The organism is Cupriavidus sp. BIC8F, assembly GCF_032465815.1.
GTDB classification, from domain to species: Bacteria; Pseudomonadota; Gammaproteobacteria; order Burkholderiales; family Burkholderiaceae; genus Cupriavidus; species Cupriavidus necator.
Genome location: NZ_CP136094.1, coordinates 298,869 through 320,906, shown reverse-complemented (window position 1 = coordinate 320,906; position 22,038 = coordinate 298,869). Strand labels below are relative to the sequence as shown.

The 22,038-nt window shown below is 64.5% G+C and carries 20 protein-coding genes, 1 pseudogene and 1 riboswitch; of the genes and pseudogenes, 8 read left to right on the top strand and 13 right to left on the bottom strand.

Annotation, left to right across the window (positions count from 1 at the left end; genetic code table 11):
* Nucleotides 1-288: 288 nt before the first annotated feature.
* From RS901_RS01485 to RS901_RS01470, 4 genes and pseudogenes are all read right to left on the bottom strand, one after another.
* Nucleotides 289-894 carry a pilus assembly protein gene (locus RS901_RS01485; protein WP_316151055.1) on the bottom strand — a complete coding sequence of 202 codons (606 nt, stop codon included), beginning with the start codon at nucleotides 892-894 and terminating at the stop codon, nucleotides 289-291.
* Nucleotides 888-1,802, bottom strand: coding sequence for a PilW family protein (locus tag RS901_RS01480; RefSeq protein WP_316151054.1), 915 nt, complete (start codon nucleotides 1,800-1,802; stop codon nucleotides 888-890). Before RS901_RS01480 ends, RS901_RS01485 begins: the two co-directional genes overlap by 7 nt.
* Nucleotides 1,799-2,191 carry a hypothetical protein gene (locus tag RS901_RS01475; protein ID WP_316151053.1) on the bottom strand — a complete coding sequence of 131 codons (393 nt, stop codon included), beginning with the start codon at nucleotides 2,189-2,191 and terminating at the stop codon, nucleotides 1,799-1,801. Before RS901_RS01475 ends, RS901_RS01480 begins: the two co-directional genes overlap by 4 nt.
* A 542-nt stretch (nucleotides 2,192-2,733) precedes the next feature.
* A pseudogene (locus RS901_RS01470) lies at nucleotides 2,734-4,286 on the bottom strand (IS3 family transposase).
* A gap of 93 nt (nucleotides 4,287-4,379) precedes the next feature.
* Here RS901_RS01470 and RS901_RS01465 point away from each other — a divergent pair.
* On the top strand, nucleotides 4,380-5,003 hold the full coding sequence (locus RS901_RS01465; RefSeq protein WP_316151052.1) for a reverse transcriptase domain-containing protein: 624 nt from the start codon (nucleotides 4,380-4,382) through the stop codon (nucleotides 5,001-5,003).
* A gap of 13 nt (nucleotides 5,004-5,016) precedes the next feature.
* On the opposite strand, the gene RS901_RS01460 is transcribed toward RS901_RS01465, so the two are convergent.
* Nucleotides 5,017-6,714: an IS1634 family transposase gene (locus RS901_RS01460; RefSeq protein ID WP_316151051.1), complete on the bottom strand. Its 1,698-nt coding sequence runs from the start codon at nucleotides 6,712-6,714 to the stop codon at nucleotides 5,017-5,019.
* On the opposite strand from RS901_RS01460, the gene RS901_RS38800 reads away from it, so the two are divergent.
* A complete protein-coding gene (locus RS901_RS38800) occupies nucleotides 6,673-7,560 on the top strand; it encodes a reverse transcriptase domain-containing protein (protein WP_410054144.1) in 888 nt (295 codons plus the stop codon). The genes RS901_RS01460 and RS901_RS38800 overlap by 42 nt on opposite strands.
* Nucleotides 7,561-7,708: 148 nt before the next feature.
* Here RS901_RS38800 and RS901_RS01455 read toward each other — a convergent pair whose 3' ends face one another.
* The 8 genes from RS901_RS01455 to glyA all read right to left on the bottom strand — a co-directional run bounded on the left by RS901_RS01455 (nucleotide 7,709) and on the right by glyA (nucleotide 16,844).
* The gene (locus RS901_RS01455) at nucleotides 7,709-8,242 is read right to left on the bottom strand and encodes a GspH/FimT family pseudopilin (protein ID WP_316151050.1); all 534 of its coding nucleotides are present in this window, start codon (nucleotides 8,240-8,242) and stop codon (nucleotides 7,709-7,711) included.
* Nucleotides 8,242-8,697: a type IV pilin protein gene (locus tag RS901_RS01450; protein WP_316151049.1), complete on the bottom strand. Its 456-nt coding sequence runs from the start codon at nucleotides 8,695-8,697 to the stop codon at nucleotides 8,242-8,244. Before RS901_RS01450 ends, RS901_RS01455 begins: the two co-directional genes overlap by 1 nt.
* Nucleotides 8,694-12,536 (bottom strand): pilus assembly protein, encoded by a 3,843-nt coding sequence (locus RS901_RS01445; protein ID WP_316151048.1) that lies wholly within the window; start codon nucleotides 12,534-12,536, stop codon nucleotides 8,694-8,696. The genes RS901_RS01450 and RS901_RS01445 overlap by 4 nt, the downstream gene beginning before the upstream one ends.
* A gap of 35 nt (nucleotides 12,537-12,571) precedes the next feature.
* Nucleotides 12,572-13,180 carry a pilus assembly PilX family protein gene (locus tag RS901_RS01440; protein WP_316151047.1) on the bottom strand — a complete coding sequence of 203 codons (609 nt, stop codon included), beginning with the start codon at nucleotides 13,178-13,180 and terminating at the stop codon, nucleotides 12,572-12,574.
* Nucleotides 13,177-14,196, bottom strand: coding sequence for a PilW family protein (locus RS901_RS01435; protein WP_316151046.1), 1,020 nt, complete (start codon nucleotides 14,194-14,196; stop codon nucleotides 13,177-13,179). The genes RS901_RS01440 and RS901_RS01435 overlap by 4 nt, the downstream gene beginning before the upstream one ends.
* Nucleotides 14,197-14,212: 16 nt before the next feature.
* Nucleotides 14,213-14,842, bottom strand: coding sequence for a type IV pilus modification protein PilV (gene pilV / locus RS901_RS01430; RefSeq protein ID WP_316151045.1), 630 nt, complete (start codon nucleotides 14,840-14,842; stop codon nucleotides 14,213-14,215).
* Nucleotides 14,843-14,973: 131 nt separating this feature from the next.
* Nucleotides 14,974-15,441 (bottom strand): transcriptional regulator NrdR, encoded by a 468-nt coding sequence (gene nrdR / locus RS901_RS01425; protein WP_010813743.1) that lies wholly within the window; start codon nucleotides 15,439-15,441, stop codon nucleotides 14,974-14,976.
* Nucleotides 15,442-15,596: 155 nt separating this feature from the next.
* Nucleotides 15,597-16,844 (bottom strand): serine hydroxymethyltransferase, encoded by a 1,248-nt coding sequence (glyA, locus tag RS901_RS01420; RefSeq protein ID WP_316151044.1) that lies wholly within the window; start codon nucleotides 16,842-16,844, stop codon nucleotides 15,597-15,599.
* 127 nt (nucleotides 16,845-16,971) lie between these two features.
* Nucleotides 16,972-17,117, bottom strand: a riboswitch (ZMP/ZTP riboswitch).
* A 155-nt stretch (nucleotides 17,118-17,272) separates the two neighbouring features.
* Here glyA and ybgC point away from each other — a divergent pair.
* The 6 genes from ybgC (at nucleotide 17,273) to pal (ending at nucleotide 22,038) form a co-directional block, all read left to right on the top strand.
* A complete protein-coding gene (gene ybgC / locus RS901_RS01415) occupies nucleotides 17,273-17,677 on the top strand; it encodes a tol-pal system-associated acyl-CoA thioesterase (protein ID WP_010813741.1) in 405 nt (134 codons plus the stop codon).
* A complete protein-coding gene (gene tolQ, locus RS901_RS01410) occupies nucleotides 17,674-18,357 on the top strand; it encodes a protein TolQ (RefSeq protein ID WP_316151042.1) in 684 nt (227 codons plus the stop codon). The genes ybgC and tolQ overlap by 4 nt, the downstream gene beginning before the upstream one ends.
* A gap of 71 nt (nucleotides 18,358-18,428) precedes the next feature.
* Nucleotides 18,429-18,872: a protein TolR gene (gene tolR / locus RS901_RS01405; protein ID WP_316151041.1), complete on the top strand. Its 444-nt coding sequence runs from the start codon at nucleotides 18,429-18,431 to the stop codon at nucleotides 18,870-18,872.
* 36 nt (nucleotides 18,873-18,908) lie between these two features.
* The gene (gene tolA, locus RS901_RS01400) at nucleotides 18,909-19,934 is read left to right on the top strand and encodes a cell envelope integrity protein TolA (RefSeq protein ID WP_316151040.1); all 1,026 of its coding nucleotides are present in this window, start codon (nucleotides 18,909-18,911) and stop codon (nucleotides 19,932-19,934) included.
* Nucleotides 19,935-20,142: 208 nt separating this feature from the next.
* Nucleotides 20,143-21,516, top strand: coding sequence for a Tol-Pal system beta propeller repeat protein TolB (gene tolB, locus RS901_RS01395; protein ID WP_316151039.1), 1,374 nt, complete (start codon nucleotides 20,143-20,145; stop codon nucleotides 21,514-21,516).
* A 15-nt stretch (nucleotides 21,517-21,531) separates the two neighbouring features.
* A complete protein-coding gene (gene pal, locus RS901_RS01390) occupies nucleotides 21,532-22,038 on the top strand; it encodes a peptidoglycan-associated lipoprotein Pal (RefSeq protein ID WP_013957625.1) in 507 nt (168 codons plus the stop codon).

Here is a 22,038-nt window from a genome sequence, read left to right as displayed (position 1 = left end):
TGGCATCCCATTGCAGCGCGATGACGCGATGCGGCGGCGCTGACGACGTGAATATGCGACGCGATCCGACAGGCCGATGGTCAAGGCTCGCGCCGGCTTCCCATAGATATGGTGACAGCCCAGGCGCCGGTCCTTGCCAGCCGACAGCGAACAAGCGCCCGGTCCACGGATAGGCGCCCGCCGTGGTCCGGTAAGCCAGGGGCAGCCGGCCTGCTTCGGATCCGGTGGCGGCAGACGCGGGTGCAATGGCGATGGCCAGGCAGGCGAGGGCAACGGCAACGAGGCGATTCACGGCTGGATCACGCTCTGTACCACGGCACGTACGGCGCGGCTGCGGCCGAAGCCGATGGCCGTGATCCGGATCCGTGGTGCCGGTGTGGTGGCGGAAGGGGCTTCCGCAGTGCTGTAGCCGGACGGTGCCTCTTCCAGGATCTCGGCGACATACCGCGGCAGTTCGCGCGTGCCGGCGGCTCCCGCGGGCAGCACCGGCAGCGTCGCACCGGTGAAGCGGCCGAACGGCACGCCGACGGCGTCCGCGCTGGTGTCGGCCAGCAGCCAGGGCTGCCACACGGGCGGGCCGGTCACCGCTGGCCGGCACACGCCAGCCTGTTGGCCGCTGCCGCAGTGTCCCGGTGCCGGCCAAATGCCGAGCCGGTCCATCATGTCTTGCGATGTGGCCGCCGCGAGCAGGTCCGACTCGGCATCGAGCAACGCGACCTCGGCGGCCCGGAATGCGATTTCGCGTTCGAGTTGCATGACGGCAAGTTGCTGCGCGGACAACAGCATGTGCAGCGTGCCGGCAGCGATCAGCACCACCAGCAGCAGCATCGTGGCGCAGATCAGCAGCGTGACGGCGCCTGATTTGCGGCGACCTGGAAGGCGGCGGGCTAGCACAGCGTCTCCTGGCAGCGTGGCGCATTGCGCAGCCGCACCGTGGTGGCGAAGACGCGGCGGGCGGTGCCGGCCTGCGACGGCGGCGCAGGCGCCAGATCGCCGGCGGCGGTGCCGGGTGCTGGCAATGGGTCAGCGCCTTCGCCCGGGTTTGCCGCCGCCGAACCCGGGCGGTCGCCGCGCACGGCAATGGCAATCTGCACGGCCACCACGCGATGCCACGCGGATTCACCCAGCGAGTGGATCGCGGATGCCGTCTCGAAGCGGTCGGCCCGGCCGTCGCGGTCCGTATCCAGGCCGTAGCGAACTTGCAGGGATTCAACGCCGCGGACCAGCGCGCCGGAGGTCCAGCCCATGCCGTCGATCACGCCACCGCGGCGTGCCGGGTAGCGGCACAGCAGTTGCGGCACGCCATCGCCGCCCGCCGCGACATAGATCAGGTTGGCTGCGACGTAGCCGCCGTTTGCGTCAGCACCGGCCACGCGCGCGGCGACGGCGTAGCCGCTGCAGTCGGTCATGGTTTCATCCGGCTGCGCCGGCGCCGCCGGCAGGCCGCTGCCGCTGAAGCGGACCAGCAGCGCATCGCTGCGGCCGACGCCGGCCCTGCCGCAGGACGGCACGGCGCCGATGGCAGGCTGGCCGCAGTCGTCGGCGCCGCTGACGGCCGGCGGCGCCGGGTAGGAGGTGGCGGATACGGGTTCGCCCGGCCAGCCGGACTGGCGCAGCAGCGAGGCGATGATCGTCAGGGCGCGCTGGCCGCGTTCTTCGAGCAGGATGCGGTCGGTGGCGGTGAGGTAGGCGGTACGTGTGGCATGGAATGCCGCAACGGCTGCCGCAGTGACGATCAGGCCGAGGATCAGTCCGACCAGCAACTCGACCAGCGAGAAGGCCCTGGATGCGTCCCGCCTCATGGCTGCACCCACAAGGCGATCGCGGGTATGCCGGCCCGACCGCCAAGCCGTCCTGCCATGACCAGTCGCGCATTTTCCGGGCAAGGGAACGCCGGGTCGCTTCCACACCGGCTCGACCAGAGGTCTGGCCGCCCGCTTTGCGGTGCCGGCTGCGCAGCATTCAGCTCGGCCATCTCCACGGCAAGGCGGGCGGCCTGCGCCAGCGCGTCGAGTTCGCGCAGCTGGGCCAGCGCCTTCGGCGCCAGCCCCATCATTGGCATCAGCCCGGCACCAAGGACGATCAGCGAGCACAGCGTTTCGTGCAGGGCGAATCCCGCAGGGCGGCTGGCGCAGCGCGGTCTGCGGCGCGGGCGGGCAGGTTGATGTGCTGGCTTGCGAAGATCCGGCATGGGCGGTCACCGAGACTGGCAGGGACCGTCAAAGTAGCTGTCGGTGTGCCAAGAAGGAAAGCGACAGTTTGTCGCCGTACATGCTGTATCCGTGATGAGGGTAGGCCCTCGGTTTCGCCGATCAGGCGGTGATACCAAACCACCCAGAGCTGCTTCCGTTAAGAGCGGTTGTGGTGAGCGTCTAGGGAAAAGGCGAGATGAATCTCGTCAGGTAGGCAGGAAGGAGGCGAACGAAAGTGAACCATCGAAGAAGTGTCGATAATTGCAATGATGTCAAAACCGAGGATTCGACATCTCCTCGGGATCAGTCAGACGGCGACCTGGAAGTGGGTCTGACGGCATCCGGCATAGAGATGGCGCGACCTTCCTGCAGGCATGGATACGGAACTTGGGAACCTGTCGTCTCGATGCTAAGGGAGAAACTCAAGCGGAGAACCCGTGAGAGCCAGAGTACCAATGCGAGGCACAGGGGCGGAGTCATGCGTAGTAGCGTTGAAAGGGTTGTAATGACCGGCGGTTGTCAAGATAGTTGACGCGTCACTTCATGCGGACTGCTTTAGTTCTTGCGGCTGCATCCGTTCCGGATTGAGCCAGACTTCATTCTCCAGCTCCCAATTGCGCGTCGATCGAGACCAACGCTGCGGATTGCGCGCCTTGGCCTCCGCGTACACGGCCTTGCGCTGCGCAAGCACAGCAGCGGCTACACCGTTGTGGCGCTGCGCCGGCGTGACGAATTTCAGGCCGCTGTGTTTGTGCTCGTGGTTGTACCAACGCACGAACTGCTGCGTCCAGGCACGGGCCTCATCGACACTGCCGAACGGCCTGCGTGGGTAGTTGGGCCGGTACTTGCAGGTGCGGAACAGCGACTCGGCGTACGGGTTGTCGTTGCTCACGCGCGGCCGGCTGAACGACGCCGCCACTCCCAGGTTTTCCAGGGTGGCGAGCATCGTCGCGCCTTTCATCGGGCTGCCGTTATCCGAGTGCAGCACCAGCGGACGTCCCGCCAGGCTCTCGGCCAGACTGGCACGCCGCATCAGCAGTGCGGCCAGTTCCGCCGATTCCGCCTCATGCACTTCGTGACCGACAATTTTGCGGCTGAACACGTCCAGCATCATGTACCAGTAGTAATACCGCCCCTTGACCGCCGACGGCAGCCACGTGATGTCCCACGACCAGACCTGGTTCGGCGCCGTCGCACAATGACTGGTCACCACCCGAGCCGAGGGTTGGCGCGCACGACCCCGGTGGTGCTGCTGCGAAACGCTGCGCAGCACACGGTAAAAGCTCGACTCCGACGCGAGGTACACGCCGCGGTCGGCCAGACCCGGCACGATCTGGCTGGGCGGCAGGCTGGCAAACTCCTCACTGATGGCAACCTCAAGAATCTGTTGCCGTTCGGCGTCGCTCAGTTTGTTGCCCGGTTCCGGCCGCACGGTCGTCGTGCGGCGATCGGCCGGCACCGCGTCGCCGTCACCCACCCAGCGCTGGAACGTGCGCAGGCTCAGGCCCAGTTCTTTGCAAGCCTTCTCCAACCGGCAGCCGGACTGCGCTGCCTCGCGGATCAACGATATACATAACAGGCGATCCGGGACGTTGATCAATCGTCCTCTTTGTCTCCCCAGATCGCCTGGGCTTTTTTTCTCAGAATCAGCAGCGCAGCCGCTTCCGCCAGCGCTTTCTCCTTGCGCTGTAATTCCTTCTCGAGCTGGTGGATGCGTTTCCTGTCGTCTTTCGACTGATGCCGCTGCTCCCGCGCCTGCTCCGCAGCGTTCGCATTGGCTGCCAGACAGGCGGCCCGCCAGGCGGCGATCTGTTCGGGATAAAGACCCTTGCGCCGGCAGTACTCGGCCAGCTCCGCTGCATTGAGCGGGGCGGTTTCCAGCACTACCGCAAACTTGTCTTCCGAAGACCATCCTTCGGGATTCTTCCCATCGCCCGGCACGACCAGCCCCTTTCCTTTCGCCTGTCGGCGCCACGTGTACAACGTCTGCTCGGTAATCCCCGTTTCCCTGGCCAGCGCTGAAACCAGCACGTTTTCTGGCGGCATCATGCGGCGCACCAGCGCTTCTCTTCTCTCTGCTGAGTAGGCTTTCATTTACCCTGATTTTACCGCCCCCGGACCTCGTCTCTAAGAATCAGGTGACGTGACATCTATCCTGACGCCGGGGGTGACCTCTGGAGCGAAGGCATGACCTTGTCTGGCGAAGATCATAGAACAACCGCGTCGCGGGAGGATTCCAGGGTCGACGCCAAGTCGTTCGAGATACCCAAGCGGTTGATCTGGGAAGCCTGGAAGCGCGTGGCCGCCAATCAAGGAGGGCCGGGCGTGGACAGGGAAAGTATTGAATTATTCCGAAATCGCTTGGCGAGAAATCTATACGCCCTGTGGAATCGAATGAGTTCGGGGAGTTATTTTCCTCAGCCGGTCAAAGAGGTGCTGATTCCGAAGGGGGACGGGTTTCGCCCTCTCGGGGTGCCGACTATCACGGACCGCGTGGCTCAGATGGCGGTAAAGTTAATGGTTGAGCCGAGAATCGATGCGAGATTTCATTCATCATCGTTCGGTTATCGTCCTAACAAGTCGGCGAAGCAAGCTGTGGCGCAAGCGAGAAGAAACTGTTGGCGCTACGACTGGGTAGTCGATATTGACTTGAAATCCTTCTTTGACACAATCGACCACGGGCTTCTGTGGCGTGCGGTAGAAAAGCACGTCACGGAGCCATGGGCACGGCTCTACATTAGACGCTGGCTAGCGGTACTTTCGCAAAGCAAGGGGCCGGATCGACGGCTCTTGGCCGTCAATCGTTGCTGAACGGGCGCCGACGTCATACATGAAATAATGTTGGTCCCCACCTCTGCAGCTCGAAGAGCTTCACGGCGCGGCGCTGCTCGGCCGTGAGCTCCGGCGCCAGCATCGCCGTTGGCCGTCGTCCCGCTGCCCCGGTCTTCGTCCTCACCAACGTCACCTTGATCTCGGCCAGTCCTTCCATCATGCGACGGGCCGAAGCGTCGGCCCGCAGGGCAATCTTCGCCAAGCTCACGAGCATCAGGCCGAGCACGGTCGCGAAGGTGTGCAGGCGCAGCGATCCGTCGGCCCACTGGTGTGATGGCCCCCACGGAACCACGCCGCCTTTCTTCGTTCTGCGGAACAACTCCTCGACGTTCCACTGCCCTCGGAACGCGTAGACGATGCGCCCTGTACTCCAGGTGTGCCGATCCGTACACAGCACCCGCCTGCCCAGTCGCGTTCGCTCCAGCTCGCGGCGCAATGCGGCATCGACGTGCCATTGCAAGGTCGGTGCCGCTTCGGTTCCGGCGATGGTGGTCACGACGAAGCTTGACAGGTGCTCCCGAGTCAGCGCCTTCTTGACCCGCAGCTCCAGCCGGCTGCGCGTGATGCGGCCCTTTTGGACCAACCCCTCCAGCGTGCGCAGTTCCTCCTTCGCCTTGCGCAGTGCCACCGCGATCCCGCGTTTTTGCCCCGCCAGCAGCTCCTGGCTCTCCACCACCACGAGCGTACGGTCCAACTCGCCGACGGTGGTTCGAACCCGCGCTGCCCGCACTTCGCTGAGCTTGCCCGACAGCGGCTTCATCGCACCGCGCTGCGCCGCCATCTGCAGCGCCTCTTGCGCGGCCTTGTGCCCCAGCGGCAACGAGATGAGGCTGTAGTAGCCGGCGGCATCGAGATCGAGTTCCAGTTGCGGGCTCCAGAACCCGCCGTCCCGTACCACCGTGCGCTGCGCCGGCTGCTTGCGACCCTCACCGCTGTCGAGCGCCTCATGCAACTGCGCCAACCCAGCCAGGCACGCCGCGAGCACCGCCTGGTCCGAGCCGTTGCCGGGATACGTCCGATACAACAGCGGCACATGACCCGTCTCGCTGACCAGCAGGCCAAGCCCGACCACACGCAGGTCCTTTCTCTTGCTCTTGGCGTGTCCTCGCCGGGCCAGATCGCCGGGCGTCTGTGTGTCGATGTGGGTATCGAAGTTCGTGGTATCGAATGCGAGCACGTCCGCGGACAGCTCGAAGCGGGCGATGGCGGCCTTCGCGATGGCCACCTGCGCCTGCTCCAACTGCTCATCGGTCACCTGCTGCGCGACACGATGGAAGGCCTGGCCGGTGAACGCTGAGCCCGGCAAACACGACAGGCGCGGCAGACTCCCGTCGAGAAACTCACCCAGCTCACACTTGGGTCCCGGTGTACACGCGCGCTGAATCGCCACGGCCACCGCCAACTCGCCCACGGACGGGCCGCCTTTGGCGCCAACCCCTGCGCACGCCCGATCAATCTGCCCGATCAGGTCCAATTGCTCGGCCACCCAGATCAACGCCCCGACGTCGCCGACCCCGCGCGTGCCCACCGTTTGGGTCGCACTCAGATCCGCGACTCGCGGCGGCTCGGCCGGCCCCAGCACGACCTGGCGTGCGACGGATCGTCCCCGCTCGGCATTCCACACGGACTGCGCCGCGATGCGGTAGCGATGGCCGTTGACTGTTCGTTCGAAAATGTGCATTTCTTTCATGTAGCATCTTCGAGCCAACGAATCAACCGAAATCCAATATCTACGCCACATTCCGACTCGGTGCCGCCCCGGAACAACATCAAGCTTGCGAAAGTCGGGCTAGAGAGTCCGGTACAGAAGCAAACCGGGGAGTTGGTTGGTCGGGATCGAGGTACTCCGCAAGGCGGGGTGATCAGTCCGTTGTTGGCCAACCTCTTTCTTCACTATGCGTTTGATCGATGGGTCCAGACTGAGCATCCGGAGGTGCCGTTTGAACGGTATGCCGACGATGTGGTCTGTCATTGCAAAACGAAGCAGCAGGCGGAAAAGTTCCTGTCTGTCCTGAGGGAACGGCTCACCGCTTGTGGGCTTTCGCTACACCCGGAGAAGACACGCTTGGTTTATTGCAAAGATGGACGACGCCGAGAGGAACATACCCACACTAAGTTCGACTTCCTTGGATTCAGCTTTCACGCTCGGACGGTACAAGACCGAGAGGGAAACTTGTTCACGGGATTCGGACCTGCGGTAAGTCAAAAGGCGCTAACGCGAATGTCTCAGGCCATCAGAAGCATGAGTCTCAATCGAAGTACCTCATTGACGCTGCCCGAACTGGCGCGGCGCATAAACCCAATGGTACGGGGATGGGTGAATTACTACGGTGCCTTCTATCCGGAGCCGCTAAAACGGTTCTTGATCAGAATAGACTTACGGCTTGGTGGGTGGGCGCGAAACAAGTATAAGAAGCTGAGAGGACACAAACGACGAGCTTGGGCGTGGCTCAAACGATGTCGGGAAAGTTTTCCTCAGCTATTCGCGCACTGGGATTTCTGTTTCGAAGAACGGCGGACAAGAGGAGCCGTATGAATCGAGAGATTCACGTACGGATCTGTGAGAGCCTGAGGGGGCAGCTCCCTCGGGCCACTCGACCGAGCAGGCGAATACGTGCCTAAGCGTGAAGGATTTGCAGAATGTTGTTTCGGTTTTCCTGGGAAAAGCTACCAGGCAGCCTCGCTTACTGACACACCGAGGTTTGTGTCGGCACGGGCGCGCATACGCGGACCCTGCCCAACTGGCTGATATCGATGAGTTTCTGGTTGCCGGTGCCCAGTCCCATCAGCACCTGGGCAGACTGCATCGCATCCGCCAGCGTGCGTGTATAGCCTACGGGCGAGTAGGAGAGGACCGCCGACTGCGGCGTGCTGGAGAACGCTACGGTCAATCCCTGGGCGGAGGGGACATGCTGAACCAGCACGGTCTGGCCAGTGCAGTCCGCGTTTCGATTGGGGTTCAGGCAGACAGTCCAGCCGTTTTGCCAGTCATTGTTGACGGGCGCCACGGTGACCCAGCTATTGCGCGATAGCGCACTGGCCCGTGCCAGGGAAAGCGACGAAGCCAGCGCGTCTGCTTCAGTGGCAAGCGAGTTGCGCTGAATGAACGAGGTGTAGGCGGGTGCCGCCATGCCGGCGAGGATGACCAGCACGACCAGCGTGACCAGCAGTTCGATCAGCGTGAACCCGGCCTGAGGTTGGGGGGCTTGATCGCGCATCACCAGCATCCCTGGGGCAGGTTCGCGAAGGCGGTGACATTGTTGATCAGCACGCCACGCTCGCCGGTGCTGCGTAGCAGCAGCGTGCCGCACCGGTTGTCGGCGATGGCGGGCGTGGCGCTGACCTGCACGCATTCGTTGAATGCCAGGCCCGCGCAGGCGCCGGATGCAATCGCGTAGTTGCCGCTTTCCGAGGCTTGCGGGAAGCCGCGCCATGCACGCGTGCTGTCGGCGGGGTCGACGTAGGAGTTGGCCTGTGCGTAACGACGCTCCAGCGCTTGCATGGCCGTCATCAATGCGGCCTTGGCATCAGTGCGGCGCCCACGGGCAACATGCTCGGCGTAGTTGGGATACGCAATGCCGGCGAGGATGCCAAGGATGGCGATGGCAATCAGCATCTCCATCAGCGTGAAGCCGCTGGCGTGGCGACGCCAGTCACGGTGGCAGCGCTTCATTTTGCGGCTCCGAAATTGCGAATCTCGCGCCAGCCAAGGCGCCCGGTGGTGGGATGCCCCCCGTCGGTGGCAGTATTGCCGGACACAAGCGGCCTGCTGGACAACGACGCGCCTGCGCTGCGGCCGCCACCCGATGCGCCGAACGAAAACACGTCGATGAACTTCAGCGTAGTGATCTGGCCGACAGCATTGCGTTGTGGATCCACCGTGGTCTTGGTCTGGATCAGCACCGGCGCACCCAGGATGCCGAAGGTGGAGAGATCGCCGGTCGATGTCCCCGTGGCGGGCATGCCGGTCAGCGCATTGATCTGATAGCGGCCGCTGTTGCTGGCGGCACCGCAAAGATCATCGCCGGTCATCAGAGAGTTGAACCAGATCTTTCCGTAAGCCGGCACGAGCGCGGTGACCTGGCGTTCTCCGTTGCCCGGGAAATCAAAGTACCACCCCGCCTTCTGTCCCGTCTTTGAACCGAGGCTATAGCTGCGTGACGAATATTCGTAAGCGCCTTTGCTGTTGCGGGTCAAGGTGACCGGGTTCAGCATGCTGCGGTCTGCGATCGACTGGGAGCCTCCCGCATCGTAGATGCCGTACATGGCGTTCCGGGTCAGCGTGCCGGTGGTGATGGTGTCAGCAGGCTCCAGGTACTTCCCGGTGCCGAACACCACCATGTAGCCTCCGGGCGCGTAGACCCATTTGGGTTGGACGGTGATCGCCTGCGGTTTTCCGCTGGCATCGCGGGCCTGGAAAAGCGGCCGTCCGTAGTTGCCGCCGCCGTAGTAGGGCAGTGCCCCGGCAGCGTTCCAGGTGGATGGGCCGCCATTCAGGATGAACTTCCAGAGGCGGCCCTGGAGGTCGCCGGCGTAGGCGGCGACGGTCTGCCCGTCGGTAAGCCGCACCAGCGCTGGCGAGCTCAGCCCGTTGGCAATGCCGGCGGTGGCGTCCGCTGCCATCGAGATCTTCCAGTAGTTGACGCCCAGTTGCCACGGCGTCCCGGCCGGCTTGTCCAGTGCCACGATGAACAGCACCGAAGGCGCAGCCGGATTGCTCGCGCCATCCGCATCGTTGGCATTCAGGCCGTTGCCGGTCATGGCAAACCACTTGTACACAGGCTTGTTGTCGGAGTCCTTGCCGGCAAACAACTTGACGATCTGGGGCGGCGACATGACGTTGCCCATGTCGGCATCATCCTTGTCCGTGAACTCCCACAAAACATTGCCAGTTCCGACGCTGGCAGGATCGCTGACATTCAGCGCAAAGAGGCCTTGCGCGCCACCGCCCATGCCAGCGACCAGCACGGTCTGCCAGGCGTTGCCCACCCTGGCTTCCGCCACGGCAGGCGTGGCGTCCACGAAAGGCCGATGGATATAGCTCGGCGTGGTCAGTTGGGCCAGGTTGGCGAACACTGCATTTGGCACGTAGGCAAACAGTTCAGAACCGTTGGCCGCATTGAAGGCGTGGAGCATGCCATCGTTGGCGCCGATGTATACGGCGGCCGTACGTTGGCTGTGGGCCTTGTAGAACGCGGTGTAGTCGCTTTCGGCGATCGTGCCGGACGGGGCCGCCATATAAACGGGGCCCGAATTGACGATGTCGCCCAGCAGTGAGTCGCGCAAGCGCATGGTCCCCGTGCTGCCGGTGGCTTGCTCCTGGCTGCGCTCGCCACGCAAATAGCTGAGCCGGCTCTGGGCCACGGTGTCAGTCTCTGTCGGCGCGATCTTCAGTGCGGCCTTCTGCGCGGCGTTGAGAGATTTCCACTCGAAGGTGGCGCCCGCACCCGCGCCGGTTCCTGCATTGTCGGCCGTGCCCGACGGGACCCAGGTCAGCAGATTGCGGGCAGCGGTGCGGGCAGTCAGCACCTTGCCGGCCTCCCAGGTTTCGGTATTGGAGATCTGAACGCCGGTGTTGGGATCATTGGTCACCGCCAGTGCCGACAGGCGCCCGTTCCATCGCTGGTCGAATCCGGGGGTGAACAAGAGGGTGTCGCTTGCCACCTGGGAAGAGGTCAGTGCCACGCCAGACAATGTGCCGGCTGCGTTGACGATTTGCGCGAAGACCTTCTTGATGGAAGCGATCATGGCGGCCGGCTGCCCGGCCAGGAACCAGTTGGCGGGGACATTGGATCCCCCCGACGATTCCCATTCGGCATTGCTGGTGACGGTGGTGCCGCTGGCCCCCTTGGTGCGGAACGGATTGCCATCACCGTTCTGGTCGTCAAAGCCGCCGTACTTTGCCGCCAGGTACATCTGGCTGCGGCGCTGTTCATCGCCCACGCTGCCGTTCCCGTTCTCATTGACGTCGATGCTGAACGTGGTGACGCGCAATTCCGGCATATCCGGGCGGAAGCCGTAGGTATGGGCCCAATACGCGACGCCGGCCATATAGTAGGTGCCGTGGCCGCTGGAGCCAGTGTCGGCGCCAGCCAGGTTGGCGAGCGAGGTGTCGGGGCGGCTGTTGCCTGATGTCCCCGAACTCTCTAGATCGGCCACCGCCTGGGTCCAGGTCGTGACATCGAAGCTGTACTTGCTGTATTTCGATATCGCGTCCGCCGGCCTTGCCGAGTCGTTGGCAGAGACCTGCTTGCCACCGGAGAGGTAGGTCGTCCTGGTGTTGCCAGGGATGTATCGGTCCCAGTGCGTATTGATATCGGCAATGGCAAGAACGTAGTTCTTCTGGCAACTGGCAAGGATGGGGTCCGTCCATTGCGTGTAGACCGGAAATCCATCCTTGTAGGTGCTGGCGTTGTCGATGGCTTCGGGCGTTGGTTGTCGGCCTTGCAGGTAGCGGATGCTCTCGTAGTAGAGTTCGCCGACGGGATCCAATGACTTGTAGGCGCCGGAACGTCCGAACTGATTCAGGTAATTGATGACACCGCTGATGTTCTCTGACGCGCTCTCGGGGTTCTGGATGAATACGCCGTCGTCATCCCATTCCCGGCGCAGGTTGCTGGCTTGATTGAAATTGCTGTCGACGGTGTTTGGCCCCACATACTTCAAGGGCGCCCGCAAGACACCGCCATAGCGGGTATTGGCACTGTCGTTCAGATAGCCAAACGCACCAAAGCGGACCTTGTCGGCATTGCGCTGCATTTCACCAGCCGGTTTGTACCCGGTGCGATACAGCTTGCAGAGATCGGTGCGGGACTTGGCTTCGCTTGCATCGCAGACTTGCACCCGTACCAGGTAGGTGCCCTGGTTCTTGTACTTGCCGGGGCTCGCGCAGCTGGCGCCGGACTCGGTGGTGTCCCCGAAGAACACCTTGTTGCCGCATGAAGTGATGTACAGGGTCCTGCTGGTGAAAGGCGTGACCGAGGACGCCTTGTCGTAAGTCTTGCGGGGGAAGTAAGAGTTGCTGTTGAAAAAACTTTCCTGCAGCACGGCACGTTGCAGGATGGTCTGCGTGGTGGTGTCAACCACGCGGTCGCCTCCGGTCAGCGCGTATCGCAGCATGTCGATGGCCGAGGCCGTGGCCCAGTTCATGAAGTTGCCGCTGAACTGGCCCGCGCATGTGTGATCGGCCGTGTTGGCGTCGCCAGCAATGACAAAATAGCCATTGCTGGTGCCTCCGCTGTAGTTGTAGCACTTGAGCGGATTGAAGTAGCCAATGTATTCGGTGGCCGGCGAATACGTGCCGGAGCGATAGGCTGCCCCAACCGTAGGGAACTCTACCGAGAGCGTCAGCAGAAGGTTGGGATGGATATTCTGATTGCGGCCGTACAGCGGTGCCTGCGCGATCTTGACGGTCGCGAGGCTGCTCTGTTCTGTTGCGGCAAGCAACGGGCCGGCGGGCAGGCTGAGAAGCGCAGCCATTGCCGCGAAAAGGAATTTCCGGATGCGGCTCATTTGCCGTGCTCCGCGACAGTCATGGACGTTGCCATTCATTCCCCCTTTCGGTAGTACGACTGCAACATGACCCGGGTCGCCGGGTTTGCGCCAAAGCCGACGGCCGTGACGCGGAAGATGTATGCGCCCTCGCTCGCGCCTGGCGACATGTCGCTGATCGGCTCGATGATGTAGCGCGGCAGGGCGGCAGGCAGCAGCCCGCCGGTCGCGGTCGGGAACCTGCGGCCGGTGAACGTGCCATAGGCGGTGGTGCGTGCGTTGGCGCCGGCCTGGCTGAAGTCAACGGTAAGCCAGTTCGGCGTACCGTCGAGCACCGGGTCGCACAATCCCTGGAAGGGTGAGGCGCCTGTGACGCCCGTATTGCAACCCGCCACGAACGGCAGGACATTCATCGTGGTGCCGGAGAATATGGCTGACCGGGTGGTTGGCGCGGCGACACCCTGGATGTCGATTTCTGCATCCAGCAAGGCTGCCTCGGCCGCTTGCTGAGCCAGGTCCCGATCGCGCTGGTTCGATGCCATGCGCTTGCTGCCAATGGCCAGCCGGGCACCGGCGATGGCGATGACGCTGATGATCAGCAGCATCACCAGGGCGGTGATCAGCGCGATGCCACGCGGGTTGGGTTGCGCGGTGCGGGCGGTCATGTCGGCGAGCACGTGGTGCAGGTGGCCATGTTCCGGAGCTGTACGGTGACGGTGTACAGGCGTCGCATCCGCTGCAGTTGCGTGGCCGGCGTGAAGGACGTGTCGTTGCCCGGCGAGCCCGGGAACAGGCGCCCAAACAGGCGGAAGGTTGGCGGATCCTGGGGCGATGCGCTGGCGGTATCGCCCATCAGCACCATGGCCATCTTGATGGCGACGACGTTCTGCCAGGTGGTGGGCAGGGCCAGCACCTCGGTGGCCGACAGGAAGCGGTCCGGGGTCTGGTCGAAATTCGTATCCACGCCGTAGAGCACCTGGAAGACTTCGACGCCCGAGATCAGCGAAACAGCCTGGTACGCCGTGCCTGCCGTGAGGATTTCCTTGTTGGCGGCGTCCCGTGGACGATAGCCACACATCAGCTGAGGCATGCCGCTGGCATCGTTGCTGACATAGAAGACCGCCATGCCGCGCGCGAGGTCTGCGTCTTCCCAGGCCTGCGGCTCGGCGACGCCGTTGCCGGAGCAGTCGATCATGCTGTTGTCCGGAACGGTGCGGTCCTGCTGCGTGCCGGAACCGAAGAAGCGGACCTGCAGCACATCGCTCTTGTTCACGGCGCCAGGTTGAGCAGGACACGCGAGGTTTTGCGCCGGGTTGCCAAGGTCTTGCGTGGGGGTGCCGCAGTTGTCGAGGCCGCTGATGGTCGGCGACAGGCTCGTGGTAGTGAGCATGACGCCTCCGGGGCTGGGCGCAGGTGGCCCGCTGGCGCCGGGGGAGGCCGCGGCGCTGTTGCCCGCATAGTTGCTCCAGGCGGCCTGGCGCACGATCCGCACCACGGTATCCACCGCAAAGCGGCCTTTCTCATCCAGCGCCGTGGTGTCGTCGATGCTGTTGTAGTTGGCTCGCCCGGTCAGGTAGAGCGCCGCGGCAGCCATGATCAGGAGCAGGCTCAGCGTCATCGATACCATCAGCTCCACCAGTGACAGCCCCAGTTGACGATGCCGGCCGGCGTTGAGATACATCCTGGCGTTCCGCATGTCAGTTCACCGTGCCCTGCGTGGCCACGATGACCACCTGGGGGCGCGTGCCCATATCGGACATGTCGGCCCGTGCCGCGACGGTTTTGGCGGCAAGCCGCGAGATCCAGCCGATCTTGATGACAATCGGTGCGTCGTCCGGGCGGCCAGTGGCCGACGGCGTGCATCCCCATGAGAAGCCGGTAGTCTGGTCGTAGGCGACCATGTCCCGGCAAATCACGGCGCGTCCGGCAGGCAGGCCTGTGCTGACACGCTCCCAGAACTCTGCGACATCGAAATCCGCCAGTTGCTGTGCGCACCCGGCCGCCGTGCCCGCGCAGGCGATCGCATACGGGCTGTTCGCTGCCGTGAGCGCGGGTGGCTGCCCGGTGGCCGTGTCGATGAAGTAGCGGTTCGGGGTGATGGCTTCCGCCGCCGCGCCGGTTTGCGAGACGGCAGGATTGGCACGCATGCGCTCGGCCATCTCGGTGGCCAGCTGCATGGCAGTGGTGTCGTAGGAAGCTTGTTGCGTGAAGCGGGATGAATTCAGCAGCAGGCTGGCGACGCCGAGCACGCCAACCGCCAGGACGACGATTGCCACCAATGCTTCGAGCATGGCAAAGCCGGCTGCCCCGCGGCAGCGTTGACCCATTCTGACCCCCGTCAAAAGACGTCCGACTTCGTTAACTTCTTTTTTTGGTCTGCAATTCCGGCCCTTTTAATATGCGACAGCGGGCCTTGCGGGAATGCAACGGGGATTAAACAACGATTTTGTTACTTTTGCTACCCCTTCCGAGGGGTGGACGCCGCGAACTCATCCAGCACGTCGCGGAATTCCGACACATCCTCAAAGCTCCGGTACACCGAAGCAAAGCGGATATACGCAATCTTGTCGAGCTTGCGCAATTCGCGCATCACCAGTTCGCCGACCTGGCTGCTGGGGATTTCCTTTTCGCCCAGGGCCAGCAGTTTTTCTTCGATGCGGGTGATGGCTTCGTCGATGGCCTCGGCCGAGACCGGGCGCTTGCGCAGCGCCAGGCGCATGGAATCCTTCAGCTTGGCGCGGGTGTAGTCAACGCGCGAGCCGTTTTTCTTGACGATGGCGGGGAAGAACAGCTCGATCCGCTCATAGGTGGTGAAGCGGCGGTCGCAGGCTTCGCAGCGCCGGCGCCGGCGTACGGCATCGCCGTCTTCCGACATGCGCGTGTCGAGTACCTGGGTATTGGAATGACCGCAAAAGGGGCATTTCATGCCGGACCACCTTCAGTTGAACCCCGTCGCCTTGTCCGTGTTGTCGTTCTGCGGTGGCGGGGCGGGTTGGCGAGGCCCGCAAGCCGGTGCCCCGAGGCGCCGGCTTGCGGAGCTGCCGGCCGCTCATGCGAACCCGCATGGGCGGCCTCGATGCATCAGCCGTAGACCGGGAAACGCTTGGTCAGGGCTGCCGCCTGCTCGCGCACGCTGGCGATGTTGGCGGCGTCGTGCGGGTTGTCCAGCACATCGGCGATCAGGTTGCCGACGATGCGGGCTTCTTCTTCCTTGAAGCCGCGCGTGGTCATGGCCGGCGAGCCCAGGCGGATGCCCGAGGTCACGAACGGCTTTTCCGGATCGTTGGGGATGGCGTTCTTGTTGACGGTGATATGCGCCTCGCCCAGGATGCGCTCGGCTTCCTTGCCGGTGATGTTCTTGGCGCGCAGGTCGACCAGCATCACGTGGCTTTCGGTGCGGCCCGAGACGATGCGCAGGCCGCGCGCGATCAGGGTCTCGGCCAGCACGGCGGCGTTCTTCACCACTTGCTGCTGGTAGGCCTTGAACTCAGACGTCAGCGCTTCCTTGAACGCGACCGCCTTGCCGGCGATCACGTGCATCAGCGGGCCGCCCTGGATGCCGGGGAAGATGGCCGAGTTGATGGCCTTCTCGTGCTCGGCCTTCATCAGGATCACGCCGCCGCGCGGGCCGCGCAGGCTCTTGTGCGTGGTGGTGGTGACGAAGTCGGCGTGCGGCACCGGGTTCGGGTAGACGCCCGCGGCGATCAGGCCGGCGTAGTGGGCCATGTCGACCATGAAGTAGGCGCCGATCGACTTGGCGACGCGGCCGATGCGCTCGAAGTCGATGCGCAGCGCGAAGGCCGACGCACCGGCGATGATCAGCTTAGGCTTCTTCTCTTGCGCCAGCTTTTCCAGCGCGTCGTAGTCGATGTCTTCCTGGGCGTTCAGGCCGTAGCTGACCACGTTGAACCACTTGCCGCTCATGTTCAGGGCCATGCCGTGGGTCAGGTGACCGCCTTCGGCCAGGCTCATGCCCATGATGGTGTCGCCCGGCTTGAGCACGGCGAAGTACACGCCCTGGTTGGCCTGCGAGCCCGAGTTGGGCTGCACGTTGGCGGCTTCGGCGCCGAACAGCTGCTTGACGCGGTCAATGGCCAGCTGCTCGACGACGTCGACGTACTCGCAACCGCCGTAGTAGCGCTTGCCGGGGTAGCCCTCGGCGTACTTGTTGGTCAGCTGCGAACCCTGGGCGGCCATCACGGCCGGCGAGGTGTAGTTCTCGGAGGCGATCAGCTCGATGTGGTCTTCCTGGCGCTGGTTTTCCTGCTGGATGGCGGCAAAGACCTCGGGGTCGATCTGGTCGATCGTAAAACGGCTGCGTTCGAACATGGCGAAACTCGTCTGAAAAATAGGGAATCCGATTCACGCATCGGGGGTAGGGCGCGCGGGGAAGGCTAGCGGCGACCAGCACCGGCGGCACGTTGTAACCGTCGGTGCAGGGCGCACCCTGCTTCCCATTCGCTGCCCAGGCGAGCGGCAGGCGCAAGCAACTTCACGCCTAGGCGTGCTGAACGTTACGCGAACGCGCAATGAACGTCACGCCAGAGAACTTGCGCTTCCTCGTGGTAGTGCCCACTGACTTCGCCAGTCGCGCAAGATGGAATGGTTGCGCGCAGTGTAGCGCGAGGCGGGCGCCCGCCGCAAGCCGTCGGCCCCGCCAGCCGAGGACTGGCAAGGGCTGGCCAGCAACTTGCTGTTGCAAAGTCGTCATGCGGGTTTACACGAAACCGCTAGCGCTCTCCGTTACAATCGCGGCCATGACAAACTTTGTCTGGACCCTGCGGGTGTACTGGGAAGACACCGACGCGGGTGGCGTAGTGTTCTACGCCAACTACCTGAAGTTCTTCGAGCGCGCGCGCACCGAGTGGCTGCGTGCGCTCGGCATCGAGCAGCAGTCGCTCGCCGACGAGGCGGGCGTGGTCTTTATCGTCCGCAGCACGGCGGTGGACTACAATGCGCCCGCCCGGCTGGATGACCAGCTCGAGATCCGCACGCGCATCGACCGGGTCGGCCCGGCGTCGGTCCAGTTCACCCAGGAAGCCTGGCGTGGCGAGCTGATGCTGGCCTCTGGCGCGATCCGCGTTGGGTGCGTCGATCGAAGCACTTTCCGTCCCGCCCCGATTCCCGACCCCGTTCTAGCTACCATCAAGTCCGCACGATGAATCCCGTGACCGTCACGCAAGACATGTCGATCGTAACGCTGGTGCTCCACGCCAGCCTGCTGGCACAGGCCGTCATGGCGCTGTTGCTCGTCATGTCCCTGTTTTCGTGGACCTATATCTTCCGCAAGCACCTGGCGCTGCGCTCGGCGCGCACCCAGACCGAGGGGTTCGAACGCGACTTCTGGGCCGGCGGCGACCTGCAGGCGCTATATAACAGTGCCGTCAACAACCGCCACAACACCGGCGCGCTGGAGCGGATCTTTGAATCCGGCATGGGCGAGTTCCTGAAGGCGCGCGAGCGCGGCAATGAAGCCGGCGCGCTGCTCGATGCGGCCCGGCGCGCGATGCGCGCGGCTTACCAGCGCGAGATGGATGTGATGGAATCGCATCTGCCGTTCCTGGCGTCGGTGGGTTCGGTGAGCCCGTATATCGGCCTGTTCGGCACGGTCTGGGGGATCATGAACGCATTCCGCGGCCTGTCGAATGTGCAGCAGGCGACGCTCGCATCGGTGGCCCCCGGTATTGCCGAGGCGCTGGTGGCGACCGCGATCGGCCTGTTCGCGGCGATTCCGGCGGTGATCGCCTACAACCGCTATGCCACGGAGATCGACCGCCTGGCGATCCGGTTCGAGAGCTTCATGGAAGAGTTCCTGAACATCCTGCAACGGCAGGCACGCTAACTGCACACGTATCGAATCTAATCCAGACGGTCCGGGCGCAAGCCCGGGCCGGCGTTTCCAGGAGTCCTGCAATGGCAGCCATTCAGCGCCGCGGCGGCTCGCGCCGCCGGGCCAGCGCCGAGATCAATGTCGTGCCGTACATCGACGTCATGCTCGTGCTGCTGGTCATCTTCATGGTGGCGGCGCCGATCGTGAGCCCCGCCACCGTCGACCTGCCCACCGTGGCCAACGCCACGCCGCAGCAGAAGGCGCCGCCGATCGTGGTCACCGTGCACGAGAGCGGCCAGCTCACCGCGCGCGGCAAGGACAACGCCGGCAACTCCTTTGAGCGCAAGCTCGACAAGCAGGGCCTGCTCGACTTTGTGCACCAGCGCCAGAACGAGAATCCCGACCAGCCGGTGGTGATTGCCGCCGACCGCTCGGTCAAGTACGAGGCGGTGCTGGACGTGATGTCGATCCTGAAAGCCGACGGCATCAAGCGCGTCGGCCTGATGGTCAAGTCCAAGACCTCCTGACGCATTGAAGCGCCTATCTGATTGCCGTTGCGCCTGATGAAGACCGTCGCCGCCTATCCCTACCAGCCGGTCAAGGAGCGGGGAACCCTGCGTTCCTTCCTGTTCGCGCTCTTCATGCACATGCTGCTGGCTGTCGTGCTGTACTACGGCGTGCGCTTGCAGAGCAGCACCCCGGTCGGCGCCGAGGCCGAGCTGTGGGAAGAGATTCCGGCCGCCACCGCGCCCCCGCCGCCGCCACCGGCGCCGGTGGTGCAGCCGCGCCCGGCCCCGCCGCTGCCCGAGGTGAAGAGCAAGGTCGAGGACGACGCCGACATCGCGCTGGAACGCCAGAGGCGCCGTGCCGAGGCGGCAGCGCGCGAAGAGGCCGAGCGCAAGCAGGCGGCCGCGCGCAAGGAAGCCGAGCGCAAAGAGGCGGAACGCAAGGAAGCCGAGCGCAAGGAAGCGGAACAGCGCGAGGCCGAGCGCAAGGAAGCCCAGCGCAAGGACGACGCGAAGAAGAAGGCAGCGCAGCAGCAGGAACAGCAGCGCAAGGAGCAGGCCGAGCGCAAGGAAGCAGAACGCAAGGAAGCGGACGCCAAGGCCAAGGCCCAGGCGGACGCCAAGGCCAAGGCTGACGCCGAGAACAAGGCCAAAGCCAAGGCGGATGCCGACGCCAAGGCCAAGCGCGAGGCTGCAGCCAGTGCCCAGCGCAAGAGCGAGCTGGCGCGCCTGCAGGCGCTTGCCGGCGGCTCCGGCGCGGGCGGTGGCGGCGTGGGCAGCACGGCCGGCGCGGGTGCCGGCGGCGGTGGCAAGGCGTCGCCGGGCTATGCCGACCGCGTGCGCCGCCGCGTCAAGCCGAACATCGTCTTTGCCGAGGACGTGCCGGGCAACCCGACCGCGGTGGTGTCGGTGCAGCTGGCGCCGGACGGTTCGCTGCTGTCGGCGCGGCTGTCCAAGTCCAGCGGCAACTCGGGCTGGGATAATGCCGTGCTGCGCGCGGTGGAACGTTCCGACCCGCTGCCGCGTGATGAGAACGGCAAGGCGCCGGCCAGCTTCACCATTACCTTCCGGCCGAAGGACTGAGTGACCTGGGCGGCATGATTTGCAACATAATGCAACCTTCATCGCCGGGTCGTGGTCCCAGCGCTAGCATGACAGGTTGCCTGACGCGGCCGGCAGTGTGCGATACGCACGCAGACGAGGCAAGCGCCACGCGCTGCAATGCCGCATTTGCCCGTGTTGCCGATTGCCTGCCGTGCCCGACGAATCTTGAAATCGACTGAGGAGCAGCATGCGAAAGCTTTGGGCCCCCAACTGGCTGTCCGCGAGGCGGCACAACGCAACCCAACCCGAATCCCAACGCGCCATCGGCCCGGTCCCCCTGGCCGGCCGCCGCGCGCTGATGGCCTGGCTGGCCGCGGCGATGACGATGGCAGCCGGCGCCGCGCACGCGCAACTCAACGTTGAGATCTCCGGGGTCGGTTCCAGCCAGATCCCGGTTGCGACCGCCAACTTCCAGGGCGAGGCCCAGGCCCCGCAGAACCTGACCGCGATCATCCGCGGCGACCTGGCGCGCAGCGGGCGCCTGCGCAATGTCGATCCGGGTGGCGCCACGGTGGCGGAATCCGCCAATGTCGATCTGGGCAGCTGGAAGTCGCGCGGCGCCGATGCCTTCGTCGCCGGCAGCGTGACCCCGGCCGCCGGCGGCAAGTATGAGGTCCGCTTCCGCCTGTACGACACCGTCAAGGGCCAGAGCCTGGGCGGGCTGGCCTTTACCGTCAACCAGTCCCAGCTGCGCGTGACCGCGCACAAGATCGCCGACTACATCTATGAAAAGCTGCTGGGCGAGCGCGGCGTGTTTGCCACGCGCCTGTCCTACGTGTCGAAGGTGGGCGGCCGCTACCAGCTGCTGATTTCCGACTCGGACGGCCAGAACGCGCAGGTGGCGCTGACCAGCAACGAGCCGATCATCTCGCCGTCGTGGTCGCCGGACGGCGCGCGCGTGGCCTATGTCTCGTTCGAGGCCAAGAAGCCGGTGGTGTATGTGCACGACCTGGCCAGCGGCAAGCGCACCCTGGTGTCGAACCAGAAGGGCAACAACAGCGCGCCGTCGTGGTCGCCTGACGGCCAGCACCTGGCACTGGCGCTGTCGCGCGACGGCAATACCCAGGTCTACCAGGTCAATGCCGATGGCTCCGGCGTCCGCCGCCTGTCCCGCAGCAGTGCCATCGACACCGAGCCGCAGTACTCGCCCGACGGCAAGAGCATCTACTTCACCAGCGACCGCGGCGGTGCGCCGCAGGTCTACCGCATGCCCGCTTCCGGCGAGGAAGGTGGCGGTGCGCAACGTGTCACCTTCAAGGGCAGCTACAACGTGAGCCCGCGTATTTCGCCGGACGGCAAGTACCTGGCGTACATCTCGCGCACGGGCGGCTTCAAGCTGCAGCTGCAGGACCTGAGCAACGGCGACGTGACGTCGCTGACCGATACGGCCAACGACGAAGCGCCCAGCTTTGCCGCCAACGGCAAGTACATCCTCTATGCCACCCGCGTGGGCGGTCGCGCGGTGCTGGCGGCGGTTTCCACTGACGGGCGTACCCGGCAGGTTCTGTCCCTCCAGTCCGGCGATGTTCGCGAGCCGTCCTGGGGTCCTTTCATGCAATAACAGGAGTCATTCACCATGCCCCAACTGATGAGCAAAACCCTTGCCGTTGCCGCACTGCTGGCCCTTGGCGCCTGCAGCTCCGGCGTCAAGCTGGACGACACCGCCAAAGCCGGTGCCGGCGCGGGCACCGGTGCCGATGCGCGCGCCGTGACCCCGGTGACGGCCGCCGATCCGCTGAACGATCCGAACAGCCCGCTGGCCAAGCGCAGCGTGTACTTCGACTTCGACAGCTACAGCGTCAAGTCCGACTACCAGGGCATGCTGGGCGAGCACGCCAAGTACCTGGGCTCGAACAAGGGCCGCAAGATCCTGATCCAGGGCAACACCGACGAACGCGGCACCAGCGAGTACAACCTGGCGCTGGGCCAGAAGCGCGCCGAAGCCGTGCGCCGCTCGCTGGCCTCGATGGGTGTGCCCGACACCCAGATGGAAGCCGTGAGCCTGGGCAAGGAAAAGCCCAAGGCCGCCGGCCATGATGAAGCCTCGTGGGCCGAAAACCGCCGCGCGGACATCAACTACTGA